We start from the raw sequence: 17,845 nt of genomic DNA, 5'->3' as shown, positions 1-17,845 counted from the left end.
GCTCGTTGAAGAGCGTGACGGGGCGATCCAGGCGTTCGCCGTCCACCGTGATGTCGACCACCTCGTTGTAGAGGGCGACGCGTCCCTCGATGGCGCCCACCGCGGGCAGCGGTTCCGGGTAGCTCCAGACGATGCTCGGCGGCAGGTCGGCCTCACCGTGCCACCGCCAGTACTCGGCGGTGCCCTTGTACGGGCAGACACTGCTGTGCTCGCTGGGGTCCAGGAGATCGAAGCGGATGTCCTCACGCGGGATGTAGTACCGCACCGGAAGGCCGGTCTCGAAGAGCAGTACCGCTTGGTGGGTGTCCGCGACGACCGTGCCGTCGATCTCGACCTGGACATGGCGGCCGCTCGGCAGGGCGTCCACCCGCTTGTGCGGGTCCCGAGGGTGCTTGAAGATCTCTTCCTCCTCCTCGTACCAGTGGTCGAGGACCTTGTCGGTACGCCGGAACCAGTCGAAGGCGATGTGCCCGGCCAGGTCGTCGGCGGGGAACGTCCAGGCCGCGTTCTCCACCAGCTCGCCGTCGACTTCGAGGTCGTAGAAGATCTGCGACCCGGCGCCCGTGCCCGTCGGAGGGTTCTTGGCCGGGCGGAGCAGGTCCTCGCGGACGTCCTCGCGCGGGAAGACGTAGAGCGGGACGACCTGTCCGGGCTCCCACACGAGGACGGGGTGTTTGCTGTCGACGACGGTGACATCGCCCTTGCGTCCGCGCACCCAGCGTTCGCTGGGCTCCCACAGGAGGCCGTCCGGGGTGGCCTGGACGGCCACCGCGGTGAGCAGCGTGGTCATGGTCGGTTCCCCTTCGGCCGGGTCGGTCAGGCGGAGGCGACGTCGGCGACGTACGGCCGGCTCTCGCGTCGGGCGGCAAGCTGTTCGGGGCGGCCGAACACCCTCAGGTACTCCTCCACCCTCCCGTTCGCCCGCTCCCACACCGAGACCGGTTCGAAGTCGGAGCCGTCGGGGTCGGCGAAGGCGGGCAGCGGTTCGACGACCGTGTCGAGGCCGGGGTGGACGAACACGGCCGAGGAGCGGCGGGTCACCGCGCCGCCGGCCACCACACGGTGCCGTCCCGGACGCAGCCGCCCGTCCGTCCAGTTCGCCAGAAGGGTGCCGGTGAACACCTGGAGCGCGTCCGGCCTGATGGGGACGGGGATCCAGCTGCCGTCGGGGCGCTGGCCATGCAGGCCCGCGTACGCACCCTGCTGGTGAAGCACGGTCAGCACGGAGCTGTCGGCGTGTTCCAGGAGGAGCAGCTTGTCGTCGGCCGCCGGCGCTTCGGCCTGCTCTCCGGCTGTGCCGTGCCGCCACGTCGGGTAGTCGTTGACGACGGTCGTCGTGTAGAAGTCGTCGCCGAGCGGGAAGGTGTCCGCCGGTACGCCGAGCACGCGCGCGTACAGGCCGAGGACACGACGGGCGACGTCGACGAACGCGTCGTGGTAGCGGTGGGTCGCGGCGCGCAGGCCGGGTTCCTGCGGCGGCCACACGTTGGCGTCCTTGAAGAGCGTGGCGTGCTCCGGTGTGAGCCCGGCGGCCTCGGCGGCGCCGGCGTCGTCGTACTGGCCGATGTTGTACCGCTCCAGCTCCAGCCGCCCGAAGTCGTCGGGCCACTGGCGCCAGCCGCGGTAGGGGTGTCCGGTGGGGCTGGCCAGCTGTTCCTTCTGCTCGCGGGGCAGGTCGAGGACCCGTCCGAAGCCGTCGTTGAACTCGGCGATCACCTCGTCGGGCACGCCGTGGTTGACGACCTGGATGATGCCGATGGTCTCGGCGGCCCTGCGTACGGTGGCCAGCAGTTCGGCCGGGGCGTCGTCGGCGAGGGCCGCGGCGAGGTCGATGACGGGAATGTCGTCCGACATGGGGGACTCTCCTTGGGTCGAATTACGGAGAAACGGGTCGAAGAAGGGGCTCAGTGGGTGAGCGATCGGAGCGCGTCGGCCAGGGCCTGCGCGCCCGGCCGGACGGTGAGGGTCTCGGCGTCGGGCACCTCGACGCCGAGGCGATCGAGGGACGCCGCGTCGAGCGGCCCGTCCTCGGTGCGGATGAGCAACGGGGCCGGTATGGCGGCGAGTTGTTCCCAGAGGGTGGGGTCGTCAAGTCCGGTGGGTGCCTCGGCCGGGAGGCCACCGAGGTGGTGCCGCCAGGTCCAGGTACCGTCGGCGTCCCGCTCGGTCTCCAGCCGCGCCGTCCGTTCGGCGTCGGGCGCGCCGCGCTCGGCGAGATAGGCCGCCGCCTCGTCGGGACCGGCGAAGCCGGGGCTGGGCGAGGGCCACAGCCGCAGCCCCGGCGAGAGGGTGCCGGGCAGCGTGTCGACGAGGACGAGGCGTCCGGCGGATTCCGGGAACCTCGCGGTCAGCGCGATCGCGGCCAGCGCGCCCAACCCCACGCCCACGACGGGCGGTTGGCCCGGCGCGAAGGACCGGATCGCCTCCGCCAGGGCGGCCGCCTGCCTGCGCGGGCGGTAGTCGCCCCGGCCGCGACGGCTGGACCGCCCGTGCCCGGGCAGGTCGAGCGCGACGGCGGGCCGGTCGAGCGCCAGCAGTACGTCGTCCCAGGCCCGGGCGCTCGCGCCGGCGTCGTGGAGCAGGACGAGGGCGGCCGGTTTCGTGTGCCAGAAGACACCGCCTACGTGGTCGCCGGTCGCGATGGTCACCCAGCGCCGCTGGACGACGGGTGCGGGTTGCCCCGCGGGCACCCGTGCCGTCAGCTCGCCGAACTCCTCGGCGGCGGCACCGGTTGTCGTGGTCAGGGACATAAGGCCTCCTAAGATTGACGGGTGTGGTCACAGTGAGCTCCTCTGTCTGACGGATGCCGACAGGCAGCTCCGCAGCGGCGAGATGGCAGCGCAGGAGGTGTCCGGCGCCCAAGTCCCGCTCCGGGGGCGGCACTTCCTCGCACAGTCCGGTGATCCGGCGGGCGCAGCGGTCGGCGAAGCGGTAGCCGCTCGGCCGGGCGGTCTGCGGTGGTGGTGCGCCGGACACGTCGGGCGTCACGGGCCGCGCCGCCGCCTCCACCAGGAGGGCCGTGTACGGGTGGGAAGGCCGCGCAGTACGTCGGCCGCCGGCCCTCCTCGACGATCACCCCCCGGTACATGACGGCGATCCGGTCGGCGAGGTACCCGACGACCGCGAGGTCGTGCGAGATGACGAGATACGACGTCCCCGTACCGTCGCGCTGCTCGGCCAGCAGCTCAAGAACCGCTGCCTGCACGCTCACGTCGAGCGCGGACACCGGTTCGTCGCAGATCACGAGGTCGGGGCGGCCCGCGAAGCTCCGGGCGATCGAGACCCGCTGCTTCTGCCCGCCGGACAGCTGTCCGGGGCGGCGGTCGAGGAGATCGGCGTCGATGTGGGTGCGTTCGAACGACTTGAGCGTGAAGGGGCCCGTTCCGATGCCGTTCTTGGCGAAGTCGCCGTCGTAGTCCCTCTTGAGGATGACCGCGTTGTAATTCCCGGCCGAGACGAGGTACGGGAAGTCGGAGAAGGCCCGTTCCAGGGTGAAGACGACCTTCGTGTCACCGTCGGTGGCGACACCGTCCGCCTTGAGAACCGTGTCGAAGGCCGACAGCGCGGCCGACTTGCTCGTCGGGTCGAGCAGCCGGTCGAAGGACGCCTTCACGGTGGCGGCGTCCAGCTTCGTACCGTCGGGGAAGGCCACCCCGTCGCGCAGGGTGAAGGTCCACTTCTGGCCTGTCGCGCCCGGGGCGCCCGGGGCGCAGGCCGCGAACAGTGCGGACAGCGCACCGCCGCCGGCCAGTGCAAGGAAGCGCCCGCGGGACTGCTGGGGATGCGGCCAGGAGTCGACGTCGGGTGCAGACATGGGAGTTCTCCAAGGGAAGACCGGCGGCGCGGCACAACCTGGGGCGCTGTACGCGAGCGTGGAGGAGGGTGGGTGGCATGGCCGCTCATGGGCCGGTCGGCGACCAAAGGCTCTGTCGCGATGCGAAAGGCGCGGACGTCGGCGCGCAGCGGGGGACCGGTGCGGTGGACGGGCGGCTCGGACCAGTGCCGTACTCGGCTCCGGTCGGACGCCTCAGACCCGCAGACACGCACACGTGCCGACGCGCAGCAGATCCACGTGGATCCTCCGGGTCAGCAGCGTGTCAGTGGTCATGGGTCATTGATAACAGCGGGGCTCCATGACGGACAGTGCGGCACCTGTTTCAGAATCGAGAAACGTTCCCGTCGAATTCCGCTCGTACACTCGTCGTATGACCGACACCTGGATGTCGACGCTCTTCGCCGCCGGCTGTCGCCGCTCCGGTTCCGATGCCCATCGGCCGTCCGAGCGCGACGACACAGGAGCGACCCCCGATGCAGCCCACAGCGCACTTCACGACACCGCGGCCCCCGGCCACTGATCTCACCCGCCCGGCGCCCGCACCTGCCGCGACGCTCCGTCCTCCGCACGGCCACGCGTCCATTCACGAGCTGCTGGAGCAGGCCCGTGCCCGCCTCGACCGGCTCACTCCCGAGGACGCCGCCCGGGAACTGGCCGACGGCGCGCTGCTGGTCGACGTCCGCTCGGACCTGGTGCGGCGGGCGCAGGGCGAGGTCCCCGGTTCTCTCGTCATCGACCGCAATGTTCTGGAGTGGCGGCTCGATCCGTGCAGCGCCTGGCGTATCGAGGAGGCGACCGACCACGGCCTGCGCGTCGTCCTCATCTGCTCCGAGGGCTATATGTCCAGCATGGCCGCCGCCGGCCTGCACGATCTCGGGCTGCTGCGGGCGACCGACATCGTCGGCGGCTACGAGGCCTGGCGCGCCGCGGGCCTTCCGGTGGCGCCCGGCGCCACCATGCCCGGTTCGTACGTCGCCTCCGCCCCCTCCCGGATCAGCCTCGACCCCGGCGGTCAGCGGATGCTGGTGGACGGCTCCCCGGTCTCCCTGACACCTCTGGAGTTCCGTCTCCTCGCGGCGCTGCTGCGCAGCAACGGGCGGGTCGTCTCCCGGGAGGACCTGCGCGCGGGCCTGGGCGAATGGGCCGGCAGCCGCAGCCGTTCCGTGGACCTGCACATCCACCGCATCCGCCGCAAGCTCGGCCCGCGCGGCGCGGCCCTGCTCACCACGGAGTGGGGCGTGGGCTTCCGGCTGCGCGCGACGCCGACTCCGGCGCGGGCCTCCGGTCCGACGTAGAGCCGCGGGTGTCCGACGACTCAGTTGGCCCCTCAGTTGCCCCTCAGTTGCCTTCACGGAAGCAGATCAACTGGCGCTCCAGGCTGCTCTGCAAGTGCTCTCGCATGGACTGCGCGGCGCGGTCGGCGTTGCGTCTGAGTACCGCGCGCAGGATCCGGTCGTGTTCGGCGACCGTCGCGGGGCCCGCACCCGCGATGGCGCTGAGACGGAAGATGTGGAGATGCGCGTGGAGCCGCTCGACGGCGTCCGCGAGCAGGCCGCGCCCCGTCGCCGTGGCGAGCGCGTCGTGGAACTGCTGGTCGAGGGCGGCGAACCGGCCGTACACGGCATAGCTCCCGCCTTCCTCGGGCTCGCTCCGCATCTCCTCCATGAGCGCTTCTATCCGGTCCAGTTGGGCTTCATCGGCCCGCTCGGCCGCCAGCCCCGCGGCGTGCGGTTCCAGCAGCAGCCGCATTTCGAAGAGCTCCACGATGCCCTCGACGGTGAGGAGGTCGGTGGCGCGATAGCCGGCGAGGGATCGTTTGGTGACCAGGCCGTCCGCCTCCAACCGTGCGAGGGCCTCGCGTACCGGCGTGGGTGACACCTCCAGGGTGCGGGCGAGCGCCTCGATGCCCACCCGGGCTCCCGGCTTGATCTGGTGGTCCATCACCATGGCCTTGATGGCCTCGTACACGCTGTCCGCGAGAACCTGGCGCTGCGGCAGGACCCGGGGCGGCGGGACCTCGTCGGTCGTGGCGCCGTCCGGCACGTGGGTGTGAGGCTCTTCCGACAGCATGTCCTGCCTCCCCTTGAACCTTCTGGACCAGGTAACTCATGTGAATCATATAGGGATTTGAGCGTCACGGTCCGAGTCCCGCGTCGCGTTCCCCCGACCGTGGATGAGGCGGATGACCTGGCCACTCATCCGCTCGTAGTCGCGTTCGTTCCTGATCTCTCCCCGGATCCGGTAGTCCGCCATGACGACGATGCGGTCGGCCAGCGTCACCATCTCGCCGAGGTCACTGCTGATCAGCAGGATGGGCAGACCGTCCCGGGCGAGCTCCCAGATGAGTTCGTGGAAGGCGTGCTTGGTGCGGACGTCGACGCCGACGGTCGGTTCGTCGACGACGAGCAACCGGGTGTCCGCCGCAAGCCACTTGGCAAGGCTCACCTTCTGCTGGTTGCCGCCGGACAGCTCACCGGCGTTCTGCTCCAGTGAGGCGATGCGGATGCCGAGGCGTTCCACGAGGTCTTCGGCGACGCTTCTTTCCCGCTTGTCGGAGACGTATCCCAGGGCCTGCGCCAGCTTCTTCCACACGGTGACGGTGATGTTCCGCAGAATCGGCTGTTCGAGGAAGACGCCTTCCTCCTTGCGGTTCTCGGTGAGATAGCCGATGCCGTACTCGTGCAGTGCCTGTCGCGGGGAGGAGATCTTCGCCGGCTCGCCGTACAGGCGGACCCCTCCGGCGGTGACGCGTTCGAGGCCGAGGACGGCCCGGACCAGTTCGCTGCGGCCGGCGCCGACGAGGCCGTACAGCCCGACGATCTCCCCCGGACGCACGTCCAGACCGATGTCGGCGTGGCCCGCGGCGGTGGCCACACCCGTGAGGGACAGGGCCGGCACCGCAGTCGGGTCCACCGTTCGCGGAGAGAGTGCGGAGGCCTCGTGGGTGCGGCCCACCATCAGGCTCACGATTTCGTCGTGCGTGTGCTCGGCGAGAGGCGCCGACCGCAGTACGGAGTGCCCGTCGCGCAACACGGTGACGGTGTCGCAGACCGCGAACACCTCCTCCAGTTTGTGGCTGACGAAGACGACGCAGGTGCCCCGGGCCGTCAGCCGCCGGATCACCTCGAAGAGCCGCTCCGCTTCCTGCGGCGAGAGGGACGCCGTCGGTTCGTCCAGCAGGAGCACCCGGCTGTCCGTGTGGAGCGCCTTGGCGATCTCCACCAACTGCTGCTGCGCTACGGAGAGTTCGCTGACCGGTGTGTGCGGGTCCAGGTCGAGCCCGACCTCCCGGAGACAACGCTCCACCGGGTCGGTCATGGCCGCACGGTCGATGAGGCCGCGGCGCGAGGGGGGCTTCAGGAGCGTGATGTTCTCCGCCACGGAGAAGGCGGGAATCAGGTTGCGCTCCTGGTGCACCACCCCGATGCCGGCACGGGTGGCGTCCAGCGGGTTCCGCAGCTGCACCTCGCTGCCGCGCAGCACAAGACGGCCGCCGTCCGGGGGGTGGACCCCGGTCAGCACCTTGATCAGGGTCGACTTGCCGGCGCCGTTCTCGCCCAGCAGGGCGTGCACGGATCCGGCGGTGAGGCGCAGGGCCACCTGGTCCAGGGCGCGCACTCCGGGAAAGACCTTGACGATGTCCTCGCACTCCAGCAGTACGTCGTTCACTGGGCACCCCCGGTGCTCGGCAGGGTGGTGGCGGAAGCCGCCCGGTTACCGGAGGGCGGTTGCCCGTCCTTGTGCGGGCGTGCGGTGCCGAGGTGCGCCTGGTGGAGGCGTCCGCCGACGACGGTGGCGAGCACGACGACGCCGATGAGGAAGTTGACCCAGCTCGGATCGAGCGAGAACTCGGCACGTGCGGAGTCGATGAGCCGCATGACGAAGGCGGCCAGCACGGTCCCCAGAATCGCCACCGAGCCGCCGGTCAGGGCCACTCCACCGATGATGGGGGCCGCGAAACTGGGGAGGAGCCAGTCGCCGCCGACGCTGCGATTGACCCCGGGCAGTGACGCGGTCGCGATCATGGCGGCCACGCCGATCAGCAGGCCGGACAGAGTGTGCGCCAGGACGATCTGACGGTCGGTGGAGATGCCGGAGAGCCGCGCGGCCAGCGGATTGCCGCCCGCCGCGAGGAGTCGCCGTCCCGCGATGCCCCGGTGCATGAAGACGGCGAGGAGAGCAGCCACGACCAGTGCCGTGACGAGGACGAGCGGGATGTTCGCAGGCGCTGCCGTGCCCAGGTCGCGCAGGGTCGCGGAGTAGCCGTCGACGGTACGCGTCCCGGCCAGCCGGTACTGCGCCCCCAGCAGGATGGTCATGGTGCCGAGCGTGACGATGAACCCGTTGATGCGGGTGACCACGATGAACAGGCCGGTGAGCGCTCCGATCGCGGTGGCCAGCAACACGCCGATGCCGACGGCCAGGCCGGCCGGCATACCGGCGTCGGCCATGAGGACGCCCATGGCGCAGGCGGTGAATCCGCCCAGGGCGCCGACCGCGAGGTTGAGCTGTCCGACGCACAGGGCGACCATCTGCGCGAGCCCGATCAGAATGGGGGTCGCGAGGTACTGCAGGAACGTCCGGACCGAGTTGCCCTCGAAGAACGAACCGGACGACGCGATCCCCAGTCCGAGGTACCCGGCCACGACGACGCAGAGCAGGGTCAGTGAGGTGGAGCGGGAGAAGCGACGCAGCGAGGAGAGGGCTTCGGCCTTCCATGGACGGGGAGTTGTGGGCGTCGTCATGTCGAGCGCACCACCTTTCGATAGCTGACGATGTGGCGCACCCGGTCGGCGGACAGGGCAAGGAGCAGCACGCAGCCGAGGTAGATGTTGAGGCTCTCCAACCCCACACCGAGCAGGTCAAGGCCCTTGCGGATGACGCCGACCAGCGAAGTGCCCAGCAGAGCCCCGATGACCGAGACGACGCCGCCGGTGAGCAGGGTGCCGCCGAGGACGGCTCCGAGGAACGAGGGCAGCATGAAGTCGTCCCCGATGGAGGCGCGGAAGGTCCCGGTGCTGACGGCGGCCATGAACCCGGCGAGCGCGGCGAGCAGACCGGAGAGCATGTGTGCCGTGATGACGCGGCGGGCGGTGGGGATGCCCGACAGCTCCGCGGCGGCCGGATTGGCACCCGTCAGCAGGAGTTCCCTGCCGGTACGGGTGTAGCGGTAGAGGAAGCCGAGTCCGAGGAGGGCCAGGACGGTGAACTGGGCCAGTTGCGGAATCGCCGGTGAGCCACAGACGGGACCGACACAGATGTCGGCGAGCGAGTACTGGCGCAGCTCCGTCATCCCGGACGGCGTACTGGTGAAGGCGGCGTTCTCGGTGAGCGCGGAGTACAGCAGGGACACCAGCCCGAGGAGGGCGAAGTCCATGGCGAGCGTCACGACGAAGGAGCTCACGCCGGTGCGGGCGATGATCCATCCGCTCAGGGCGCCGATCAGGGCTCCCGCGACCAGGCAGACCAACAGGCCCACGGACAGCGGCAGTCCGAAGCGGTCGTAGCCGAGTCCGGCGAACAGCGCACCGAACGAGGCCATCCGGCCCACGGCCAGGTTCATGTGCCCGACGGACAGGACGACCATCTGGGCCAGTGCCACCACGGTCAGCGTCGAGATGTCGCGCAGCAGCGGGAAGAGGACGAGTCTGGCGTCGAAGAAGGCGGGGCGCAGCAGGCCGAAGAGGATGACGAGCGCGACGACGAGCCCGAGCAGGCCCAGTTGCTGGGGGGCCAGGATGCGTCGGCGGGGCGTCCTGCGCTGTTGCGCCGGTGGCCGGTCGATGTCCGCCGGTGGCGGTGAGGTGGTGGTCATGCCACCCTCCGGTCGTCGATCGCGTCGTGGTCCCAGTCGATGCCGATGCCCGGCTCGTCCGGCGCCACCGCCCGTCCTTCGCGCACGGTCAGTTCGGTGCGGGTGACGGCCCTGAGCTGCGGGATGTACTCGACGTACAGGCCGTTGGGCACCGCTGCCGCGAGGCTCACGTGCAGTTCCATCAGGAAGTGCGGGCAGACCATGACGTTGTACGCCTCTGCCAGGTGGGCGACCTTCAGCCAGGGGGTGATGCCTCCGACGCGTGCCGCGTCGACCTGCACCACGGAGGTGGCTCCGGCCTCCAGGTACTGCCGGAACTGCCCCAGCGAGTAGAGGGTCTCCCCCACGGCGATCGGTACGTTGGTCGCGCGGGCCAGCTTCGCATGGCCGCTCACGTCGTCCGCCGGCATCGGTTCCTCGAACCAGAACGGTCCGTGGGGTTCGAGCGCCGAGGCCAGTCGCACGGCCGAGGACAGGGTCTGGGACTGGTTGGCGTCCGTCATGATGTGCAGCTCGGGCCCGACGGCCTCGCGCACCGCGCGCAACCGTTCCACGTCCTGGGCCGGATGCGGCTTGCCCACCTTGATCTTGACGCCGGCCCATCCGGCGTCGCGGGCCGCCAGGGCCGACTTGACCAGGTCTTCGGTACTCAGATGCAGCCAGCCGCCCTCGGTGTCGTACAGCGGTATCTCCTGACGGTGGCCGCCCGCCAGCCGCCAGAGCGGCTCGCCGGCCCGCTTGCACCTCAGGTCCCACAGGGCCGTGTCGACGGCGGCGAGGGCCAGCGAGGTGATGGCTCCGACGGCGGTCGCCCGCGTCCGGGCGAGCAGCAGCTGCCACAGTGCCTCGACGTTTCGGGCGTCCTGGCCGGGCAGCGCCGGAAGCAGATGGTCGCGCAGCAGTGCCAGCACGGAGGAGCCGCCGGTGCCGATGGTGTAGCTGTAGCCGATCCCGGCCAGTCCGTCGTCGGTGGCGAGGTCGACGAATATCGTCTCCTGTTTGATGAACGCCTGGACGGCATCGGTGCGGTTCTGCTCCACGGCGATGTCGGCCAGCCTGGCCGTGGCGGAGGTGATGATGCTCATTGCGGTGTCCGGCTCTCCCTGGTCAATGGCCGTGGTCGGCGGCCGTGTTGGCGCGGCGTGTGCGTGGCGGGGTTCGGGTCAGCGGCAGTTGAGGAGCTTGTCGGCGACTCTCGGGTCAGCCGCTGCTGAGAGGCTTGTCAGTGACGCTCGGGTCAGCCGCAGTTGAGGAGCTTGTCCGCGAACTCCGTCTTGAGCTCGGCGGTCTTGGTCTGCCGCGCTTTGTCGTAGTCGGCGACGTTCGCCTTGGTGACGACGAAGGATCCGGAGTCCACGGCCGTGCCCGGGGTGCGCATCACGCACTGCTTGCTCTGCAGCAGCGCGAGCACCCAAGTACCCACATCCGCCTGGCCCGTCGGGTTCTGTACGACGGTGGCGCTGACGGAGCCGTCCTTGATGGAGCTGATGATCTTGGCGTCGTCGTCGATGGCCACGACCTTCGCCTTGGATCCCGAACTCCGGACGGCCTCGGCGGCGGCGACCGCGGGGTTGTACGCCGTGGTGACGATGCCCTGGATCTCGTTCCCCTTGGCGGCCAGGAGGTCGGACACCGCTTTCTGCGCGGTCTGCAGGTCCTTGTCGATGTCGGTGACCGTCTGCAGGAGTTTCACCTTGCCCTTGGTCTCGTTCACCGCGTCGGCCACGCCCTTGATCCGGAGCTGGGTGTTGGCGTCCACGTTGTTGCCTGTCAGATGGACCAGGGTGCCGGTGCCGCCCATGGCGTCGATGGTGGCGCGGGCCGCGCGGTAGGCGGCGAGCTCGACGTTCGTGGACAGGCAGAAGTCGGCCTTGTTCACGTCACCGGCCGGGCACGAACCGAGTGACGCCACGGCGAAGCCCTGCGACTTGAGATCGGAGAACGTGCTGTTGATATCGGTGGGAGAGACGCCGAAGACGCCGAACGCGTTGTAACCGCGCGCCGCGAGCGTGGACAGCAGGTCGTTCTGCTGTTGCTGATCCCACTCGGCTGTCTCGTCGAACGTCACTCCCCCGAGGCCGTATTCGTCGCGCGCGGCGGCTCCCGCCGTCTTCCACGGCTGGAAGTACGGGTGAGCGCCGCCCGGCACGAGCGCGACCTTGACGGCGGAGCCGTCGGCCAGCTCTGCCGTCCCGTTCCCCGCGCCCGGCGCGGAGGCCACGCTCCCTGCGGCCGGCTCCCCGGAGTTCTTGAGCGTGCATCCCGCCAAGGCACCGGTGAGTACCGCCACGAGGGCAGCGCCGGACAAGACAGGCCTGATGCGGAGATACGACGTCAGTGTCACAACTCCCCCTGGATTCCATAGGATATTTGCGGGGAGATGTTGCGACAGACACCGGCTCACGTCAAGACATTCGACAAGAGTGGGCAACTGACGTGGTTTTGGGGTGGTTTTGGCATGTGCGTTGACTTCCACTGCACAGCCCGAGCCTTCAAGACCAGGCTCAGCGCTTCACAATCCCATAGGAAATAAGAAGTCCTGCATCGCGTAAACGGCCGAGGTCACGTGTCCCGGCCGTCCTTCACCCCAGCCTGGCGCGGCGTTTGCGAGGACGGGCCTCCGGGATCGTGCTCGCCGCGTCGGCGTCGCGGACCACCCAGGCCGCCCGCAGGGCCAGCAGGTTGACGGCCGCGGCGACGAGGAATCCCACCCGGTAGGCGGTGACATCGCCGGCCGGCGCTCCGTCGGCGGGCGTGTCCACGCCCACGAGAACGAGGGCGGTGGTCGCCACGGCGATACCGACGGCGCCCCCGAGCCGCCTGCCCGCGTTGAACAGCGTCGCCGCCCGGCCCGACTTGGCGGACGAGATGGTCGCGAACGACGCCGCCTGGGTCGCCACGAACACCTGGCCGACCCCGAAGCCCACCAGGTAGAGGATGACCCACACCTGCCACAGGGGTCCCCCGACGCTCAACACCGCCAGCAACGCCATGGACAGGCTCGATCCGACCACACCGACGACAAGATGCCGTCGCGGTCCCAGGCGCCGGTACAGCAAGCGGCTGGCGACCTGGGAGCCCGTCATGACGCCCAGGGCCTGCGGCAGAATGCTGAGACCGGAGGCCAGCGGACTGAGGCCACGCCCGTCCTGGAGATACAGCGACACCGTGTAGATCACACCGAGGAACGCGACCGATTCCAGCGCCATCACGACGCTGCCCGAGCGGAACAGACGGTCCTGGAACAGGCGGACGTCGATCAGCGGCGCGCGAGAACGCAATTCGACGGCCACCAGGACTCCCAGCAGCGCCCCACCGACCAACAGGCCGACGAGAACAGGACGCGCCGTCCACCCCAGGTCGGGCCCCTGCGAGAGTCCGTACATCGCCAGCGCCAGTCCTGCCGCCGCGAGCAGGAACCCCAGGAGGTCGAACCGTCCCGGTTCCTGCTCGACGGAGTTGCGGAGGAACAGCGCACCGAACACGATCGCCGCGCAGCCCACCGGGACATTGACGAAGAACACCCAACGCCACGACAACTCCGTGACCAGCAGGCCACCGAGCGAGGGGCCGACCGTCGGGGCGACGGCGTTCGCCATGCTGAGTACGGCGAAGACGCGTACGCGCTCACCCGGCGGGAAACTGCGCAGCATCATGGCCATGCCGACCGGGACGAGCATGCCGCCGCCTGCTCCCTGGAGCAGCCGGAAGGCGATGAGTTCACCGAGACTCGTCGCGAGCCCGGACAGCGCCGACCCCAGCGTGAACACCGCCAGCGCTGTCAGCAGGATCCGCTTTCCGCCGAACCGGTCGCCGAGCCAGCCGGACGCCGGAATGAAAACGGCAAGGCTGACGAGGTACGAGATGGAGACGGCGTTCACGGAGGTGGACGGGACCGAGAACGCGCGGCCGACGCTCGGGAGGGCGACATTGACGATCGTCGTGTCCATCACGTTGAGGAAGACAGCGGCGACGTAGACGACGCTGACGGCCGTCGTCTGCTTGACGACGATGCCGCGACCCCGCACGCCGGCGGCCCCGCGACTCGGCGGCCAGAAAGACATACGACTCTCTCCAAGTGTCTCTGTGATGCCCGGGACGGGCCCTGCCGGCGGGTCTTCCGCCGGATGGGCTGTCGGCGTGTGTTCCGTCGGACGGGCCCTGCCGACCCGCGGCCCACCGGACAGGACCTGCCGACGCGCGGCCCACCGGTCGGGCCCTGCCGACGCGCGGCCCACCGGTCGGGCCCTGTCGGAGCCCAGCAAGCCGTCGTACGACCGCTGGGCTCCGTCGGAAGTGTCAGCCGGTCAGTCGCGCTGCCACTTCAGCGCTCGCCGCTCGAAGACACCGATGAGCGAACTCCCGAACACCACCATCGCCACGATGATCACCAGCGCGGCGAAGAGTCCGGCCGGGTCGAACTGCTGGGTCGAGGTCATCGAGTAGTAACCCAGGCCCTTGTCCGCCGAGATGAACTCGCCGGCGATGACACCGATCATCGCGAACGACACACCGGCCTTCAGTCCGGCGAACAGCGGAACGCTGACGGACGGCAGAACCACCTTGCGCACCACGAACATGCGCGAAGCGCCCATGGAACGAGCCACCTCGACCAGCGGTTGCGGCACGTTGCGCATGCCGGAGTAGACGTTGAAGAAGACGAGGAAGAACACGATCATGCTGGCGATCGCGATCTTCGAGCCCATCCCAAGTCCGAACCAGAGCAGCATCATCGGAGCGAGGGCGACCTTGGGGATCCCGTTGATCGCGTTGAGGATCGGCTCCATGATCTCGCCGGCGGTCTTGAACGCGCCGAGCGCCCACCCCATCACGGCACCGGCGGACGCCCCCAGCGCCCATCCGAGGATCAGTTCCTGGCCGGTCGCCATGATGTGGCCGTGCATCGTGCTGTCCCCGAGGACGTTGTAGAGCTTGGCTATGACGTCGACCGGGTTGCTGATGAGGAAGTAGTCGATCACGCGGCCGCTGAGGAGCTGCCAGACCCCCAGGAACAGCAGCACGATGCCGAGCTGTCCGAGCATGACCATGGTGCCGTGGCGTCCGCGTGGACGCCCTTTGGAGTTCTTCGGCCGGACCGCCCGGCCCCGTCGCATGGTGAGTGGTTCCTGTTCGCCGACGACAGCCATTGCGCTCTCCTTCTCCTCAGGCCTTGGGATCGATGTCGATGTCGGTTTCGAGCAGGCTCCACAGCTCGTGCCGCAGTTCCTGGAAAGTCGCCAGATCGGTGATGTTGAAGACGTCCCTTGGCCGGTCGAGGGGGATGTCCACCGTCCGCCTGATCCGGCCGGGGCGCCCCGTCATGACCGCGACCCGGTCCGAGAGGGCGATCGCCTCGGTCAGGTCGTGGGTGATGAAGATGACCGAGGTCTGGCGCCGCTGCCAAAGGTCCAGAACGGTCTTCTGCATGGTCTGCTTCGTGATGGCGTCGAGCGCGCCGAAGGGTTCGTCCATGAGCAGCACTTCGGGCTCGTAGACCATGGTGCGTGCGATGGAGCAGCGTTTCTGCATACCGCCGGAAAGCTGCCGCGGATAGTGGTTCTCGAAGCCTTCGAGGCCGACGATCTTGATCCATTCCCTGGCGCGCTCGATCCGCTCCTGCTTGGGAACCTTGCGGATCTCCAGCGGCATCATGATGTTCTCGATCACGGTGAACCAGGGAAAGAGATTGGAGTCCTGGGTGATGTATCCGATCTCCAGCTTGTCCAGTTCCCGGTCGCCCTTGAGGCACTGGATGGTCCCGTCGGTCGGCTGGAGCAGACCGGACGCGATGTTCAGCAGGGTGCTCTTTCCGCACCCGCTGGGCCCGACGACCGTGAAGAACTCCTTTTCCCGGACCGTGACGGACACGTCCCGCAGGACGTCCATCATCTTTCCGCTCGGAGTGACGAACCGGTGTGTGAGATCCCCGAGGATCACCGCCGGCCGCTCAGTACTGAGGTCCTGCATATCTTCCTCCGCCTCGTCCCTGCCCCGGCGTCGGCACAGACCGTGCCGGCGTTCCGCTCCGGTTCACTTCTGGTAGTCCGACGTGTAGGCCCCTTCGACCACGTCCGTGGACGGCTGGTCGAACATGCCCAGTCCGGCGAGGACTTCGACGCTTTTGGCGAACTGGTCCTCACTCATGGCCGCGTCTTTCGCCCACTTGTAGGTCTCCATGCTGTCCGCGAGGACTTTCTCGTCGAACGAGTTCATGTCCTTGTGCAGGGTCTTCGCGGCCTCGTCGGGGTGCTCGTCCAGGTAGTTGTTGGCCTTGCCGACGGCGTTGCAGATCTTCTCGCTGATATCGGGGTGCTCGGTGGCGTACTTCGTCGAGGAACCGATTCCGGACCAGGAGACTCCGTCCAGTTCGGAGAACAGGTCGGAGCTCCCGGTGTCGTAGATGATGCGGCCCGGCGCCACCGAAAGAACCTGGTCGGGGATCGGCTGCGGCTGGAAGACCAGGCCCACCTGGCCCTTCTGGAACGCGGCTGTCGACGCGGCGGTGCTGGCCTGCGAGAGCACGCCGATCGACTCCGCGGGAAGGCCTTCCTTCTTCAGCAGGCTTTCCAAAAGTTTCGCGCCGGGATTGACGGTGCGGCCGCCGATCGCCGTGATGTTCTCGCCCTCCAGGGCCGCCAGTTTCTCCTTGAGCGTCATGGACTCGTTCATGTTGTTCCGGTCCCATGCCACATTGCTCACCGCGAGGATGTACGACGGGTCCACCTGCGTCACACAGACCTGCTGCAGATCCGTGTCCTGCGCCGCCGCCTGGACGACCGTGCTGGTGTTCACGGCGCCGTACTGCACTTTTCCTGTGGCGATCTGCAGACTCGCGTTCGCGATGATCTGCACCTTGACGTCGAGGCCTTCGTCCTCGAAGTATCCGAGTTCGTCGGCAAGGAAGATCGGGGCGTTCGCCGGCGCCGCTATGGAGACCGACACGGTGATCTGGTCCCCCGCACCGGGATTGGAGCCACCGGCGCAGCCCGCGGCCGCCGTCAGCGCGATCGCCGCTGTGATGGCGCCCCAGCGCCGTCTCATGGGTCCGGACAGTACGTTCGATGAAGCGCCGTTGCTTCGGTTGTTCATTTCAGGTCCCTATCTCGCGACTCTTCAGGTCCCGATCTCGCGGCTCTCGGACGCTCACACGGCTTGGTCCGAACTCTCCGACATGCATCGCATTCACGTCCGGCGGTCGGAGCGACGAGGGTTCGACGGCCGTCCCGCCGCCGATGTCGTCAATTCCGCCTTGGCGTATGAATCGAGTCGAGTCGAGGAATTCGGCGCCCCGACCTACGGCACTTCGCCTTCAAGTGCTGGTCGCAGAAGCCCGTGGTGCCCTGTGGGCCGAGCAAGAGGCGGTTGTCACTTCTCCACGCTGCCGAAAGTGCTTGGTTGTACGGCGAGTTCGATGCCGTGGGGTAGCGGTCTCCCCCGCCGGAGACGGATCGGTCAGCCCGCGTCGGCGACCAGGCCGGCCTTCTCCACGCCGAAGACGGCGACGGCCTCGTCGTTGTCGGGCCGGTCACCGCTGACGCCGACCGCGCCGAGCAGTTCGCCGTCCTCGTCCCGGATCAGCACACCGCCCTTGGACGAGGCGACCCGTCCCTCGGAGATCGCGGCCAGCGCCGCGAAGAAGGCCGGGTCGCGGGTGGCGTGGCGGGCTCCGACGGCGCCGCCCTGGCCGGTGCCGAGGGAGCCCCAGGCCTTGGCGTGGGCGATCCCCGGGCGCAGGATGCCCGCCCCGTCCTCGCGTTTGACGACCTTCGGGTGACCGCCCGGGTCGAGCACGGTGACCGTCAGGGGACGCAGTCCCAGCTCACGTGCGTGGCTCAGGGCCGCGTCCACGATTTCCGAAGCCTGGGTCAGGCTCAGTCCACTCATGTCTGTCGCTCCTGGTGTCTCGTCGGTGTCGGAGTGTCGGATGGAGCAGGTGGGAGCCGGGGCTCGTGGGGAGGCCGCCAACTCTGCACGCGTGCAGGGGGAGGACGGTGCTCGCCGCGTCACGGTGTCGCTCACGCCGGGCGAGGTGAGGTGTGCGGGGCCTGGGAGAGCACGCGGTCCGTGTCCCCGGGACGCCGCCTGCCAGGCCGTACTGGTCGCACTCAGCCGCCGGCGGCGTCCTTCGCGTTCTCGAAGCTGATGCCGCCGTCGGTGACGACGGTGACGAACTTGTCGTCGTCGGGCTCGACCGG

16 protein-coding genes and 1 pseudogene are annotated in these 17,845 nt (G+C 69.0%); 1 reads left to right on the top strand and 16 read right to left on the bottom strand.

Annotation, left to right across the window (positions count from 1 at the left end; translation table 11 throughout):
* The 5 genes and pseudogenes from ACFWP7_RS41485 to ACFWP7_RS41465 all read right to left on the bottom strand — a co-directional run.
* Nucleotides 1–790: DUF427 domain-containing protein (locus ACFWP7_RS41485; protein WP_384393450.1), on the bottom strand; the 790-nt coding region annotated here is incomplete at its 3' end.
* Nucleotides 791–816: 26 nt separating this feature from the next.
* Nucleotides 817–1,854, bottom strand: a complete 1,038-nt coding sequence (locus ACFWP7_RS41480; RefSeq protein ID WP_384393447.1) for a 2-oxoglutarate and iron-dependent oxygenase domain-containing protein — start codon at nucleotides 1,852–1,854, stop codon at nucleotides 817–819.
* 50 nt (nucleotides 1,855–1,904) lie between these two features.
* Nucleotides 1,905–2,750: an alpha/beta fold hydrolase gene (locus ACFWP7_RS41475; RefSeq protein WP_384393444.1), complete on the bottom strand. Its 846-nt coding sequence runs from the start codon at nucleotides 2,748–2,750 to the stop codon at nucleotides 1,905–1,907.
* Between the two features lie 533 nt (nucleotides 2,751–3,283).
* Nucleotides 3,284–3,814, bottom strand: a pseudogene (locus ACFWP7_RS41470) (ABC transporter substrate-binding protein); the annotation flags it as partial.
* A 213-nt stretch (nucleotides 3,815–4,027) separates the two neighbouring features.
* On the bottom strand, nucleotides 4,028–4,108 hold the full coding sequence (locus tag ACFWP7_RS41465) for a putative leader peptide (protein ID WP_384393454.1): 81 nt from the start codon (nucleotides 4,106–4,108) through the stop codon (nucleotides 4,028–4,030).
* A gap of 200 nt (nucleotides 4,109–4,308) precedes the next feature.
* Here ACFWP7_RS41465 and ACFWP7_RS41460 point away from each other — a divergent pair, with 200 nt between their 5' ends.
* Entirely contained in the window at nucleotides 4,309–5,130 is an 822-nt protein-coding gene (locus ACFWP7_RS41460) for a winged helix-turn-helix domain-containing protein (protein ID WP_384393441.1), read from the top strand.
* A gap of 43 nt (nucleotides 5,131–5,173) precedes the next feature.
* Here the strand turns inward: ACFWP7_RS41460 and ACFWP7_RS41455 are convergent, their stop codons facing one another.
* The 11 genes from ACFWP7_RS41455 to ACFWP7_RS41405 form a co-directional block, all read right to left on the bottom strand.
* Nucleotides 5,174–5,905, bottom strand: coding sequence for a GntR family transcriptional regulator (locus tag ACFWP7_RS41455; protein WP_384393438.1), 732 nt, complete (start codon nucleotides 5,903–5,905; stop codon nucleotides 5,174–5,176).
* Nucleotides 5,906–5,950: 45 nt separating this feature from the next.
* On the bottom strand, nucleotides 5,951–7,504 hold the full coding sequence (locus tag ACFWP7_RS41450) for a sugar ABC transporter ATP-binding protein (RefSeq protein WP_384393435.1): 1,554 nt from the start codon (nucleotides 7,502–7,504) through the stop codon (nucleotides 5,951–5,953).
* Nucleotides 7,501–8,580 (bottom strand): ABC transporter permease, encoded by a 1,080-nt coding sequence (locus tag ACFWP7_RS41445; protein ID WP_384393432.1) that lies wholly within the window; start codon nucleotides 8,578–8,580, stop codon nucleotides 7,501–7,503. Before ACFWP7_RS41445 ends, ACFWP7_RS41450 begins: the two co-directional genes overlap by 4 nt.
* The gene (locus tag ACFWP7_RS41440) at nucleotides 8,577–9,650 is read right to left on the bottom strand and encodes an ABC transporter permease (protein ID WP_384393429.1); all 1,074 of its coding nucleotides are present in this window, start codon (nucleotides 9,648–9,650) and stop codon (nucleotides 8,577–8,579) included. The genes ACFWP7_RS41445 and ACFWP7_RS41440 overlap by 4 nt, the downstream gene beginning before the upstream one ends.
* On the bottom strand, nucleotides 9,647–10,735 hold the full coding sequence (locus tag ACFWP7_RS41435) for a mandelate racemase/muconate lactonizing enzyme family protein (RefSeq protein ID WP_384393426.1): 1,089 nt from the start codon (nucleotides 10,733–10,735) through the stop codon (nucleotides 9,647–9,649). Before ACFWP7_RS41435 ends, ACFWP7_RS41440 begins: the two co-directional genes overlap by 4 nt.
* A 152-nt stretch (nucleotides 10,736–10,887) precedes the next feature.
* Nucleotides 10,888–11,940 (bottom strand): sugar ABC transporter substrate-binding protein, encoded by a 1,053-nt coding sequence (locus ACFWP7_RS41430; protein ID WP_384393423.1) that lies wholly within the window; start codon nucleotides 11,938–11,940, stop codon nucleotides 10,888–10,890.
* Nucleotides 11,941–12,232: 292 nt separating this feature from the next.
* A complete protein-coding gene (locus tag ACFWP7_RS41425) occupies nucleotides 12,233–13,714 on the bottom strand; it encodes an MDR family MFS transporter (RefSeq protein WP_384393419.1) in 1,482 nt (493 codons plus the stop codon).
* Between the two features lie 243 nt (nucleotides 13,715–13,957).
* Entirely contained in the window at nucleotides 13,958–14,797 is an 840-nt protein-coding gene (locus ACFWP7_RS41420) for an ABC transporter permease (protein ID WP_384393416.1), read from the bottom strand.
* Nucleotides 14,798–14,813: 16 nt separating this feature from the next.
* Nucleotides 14,814–15,617: an ABC transporter ATP-binding protein gene (locus ACFWP7_RS41415; protein ID WP_384393414.1), complete on the bottom strand. Its 804-nt coding sequence runs from the start codon at nucleotides 15,615–15,617 to the stop codon at nucleotides 14,814–14,816.
* 63 nt (nucleotides 15,618–15,680) lie between these two features.
* Nucleotides 15,681–16,691: an ABC transporter substrate-binding protein gene (locus ACFWP7_RS41410; RefSeq protein ID WP_384393411.1), complete on the bottom strand. Its 1,011-nt coding sequence runs from the start codon at nucleotides 16,689–16,691 to the stop codon at nucleotides 15,681–15,683.
* 411 nt (nucleotides 16,692–17,102) lie between these two features.
* Nucleotides 17,103–17,534 carry a heme-binding protein gene (locus ACFWP7_RS41405; RefSeq protein WP_384393408.1) on the bottom strand — a complete coding sequence of 144 codons (432 nt, stop codon included), beginning with the start codon at nucleotides 17,532–17,534 and terminating at the stop codon, nucleotides 17,103–17,105.
* Nucleotides 17,535–17,845: the final 311 nt, after the last annotated feature.

This window comes from Streptomyces sp. NPDC058470, assembly GCF_042721055.1.
Lineage (GTDB): Bacteria > Actinomycetota > Actinomycetes > Streptomycetales > Streptomycetaceae > Streptomyces.
This window is presented reverse-complemented; position numbering and strand designations above follow the sequence as displayed.

Excerpts from the sequence above, each read along its gene's own strand:
- ACFWP7_RS41480 (WP_384393447.1), bottom strand. The coding sequence starts at position 1,854 with ATGTCGGACGACATTCCCGTCATCGACCTCGCCGCGGCCCTCGCCGAC.
- ACFWP7_RS41475 (WP_384393444.1), bottom strand. The coding sequence starts at position 2,750 with ATGTCCCTGACCACGACAACCGGTGCCGCCGCCGAGGAGTTCGGCGAG.
- ACFWP7_RS41465 (WP_384393454.1), bottom strand. The coding sequence starts at position 4,108 with ATGACCACTGACACGCTGCTGACCCGGAGGATCCACGTGGATCTGCTG.
- ACFWP7_RS41460 (WP_384393441.1), top strand. The coding sequence starts at position 4,309 with ATGCAGCCCACAGCGCACTTCACGACACCGCGGCCCCCGGCCACTGAT.
- ACFWP7_RS41455 (WP_384393438.1), bottom strand. The coding sequence starts at position 5,905 with ATGCTGTCGGAAGAGCCTCACACCCACGTGCCGGACGGCGCCACGACC.
- ACFWP7_RS41445 (WP_384393432.1), bottom strand. The coding sequence starts at position 8,580 with ATGACGACGCCCACAACTCCCCGTCCATGGAAGGCCGAAGCCCTCTCC.
- ACFWP7_RS41440 (WP_384393429.1), bottom strand. The coding sequence starts at position 9,650 with ATGACCACCACCTCACCGCCACCGGCGGACATCGACCGGCCACCGGCG.
- ACFWP7_RS41435 (WP_384393426.1), bottom strand. The coding sequence starts at position 10,735 with ATGAGCATCATCACCTCCGCCACGGCCAGGCTGGCCGACATCGCCGTG.
- ACFWP7_RS41425 (WP_384393419.1), bottom strand. The coding sequence starts at position 13,714 with ATGTCTTTCTGGCCGCCGAGTCGCGGGGCCGCCGGCGTGCGGGGTCGC.
- ACFWP7_RS41420 (WP_384393416.1), bottom strand. The coding sequence starts at position 14,797 with ATGGCTGTCGTCGGCGAACAGGAACCACTCACCATGCGACGGGGCCGG.
- ACFWP7_RS41415 (WP_384393414.1), bottom strand. The coding sequence starts at position 15,617 with ATGCAGGACCTCAGTACTGAGCGGCCGGCGGTGATCCTCGGGGATCTC.
- ACFWP7_RS41410 (WP_384393411.1), bottom strand. The coding sequence starts at position 16,691 with ATGAGACGGCGCTGGGGCGCCATCACAGCGGCGATCGCGCTGACGGCG.
- ACFWP7_RS41405 (WP_384393408.1), bottom strand. The coding sequence starts at position 17,534 with ATGAGTGGACTGAGCCTGACCCAGGCTTCGGAAATCGTGGACGCGGCC.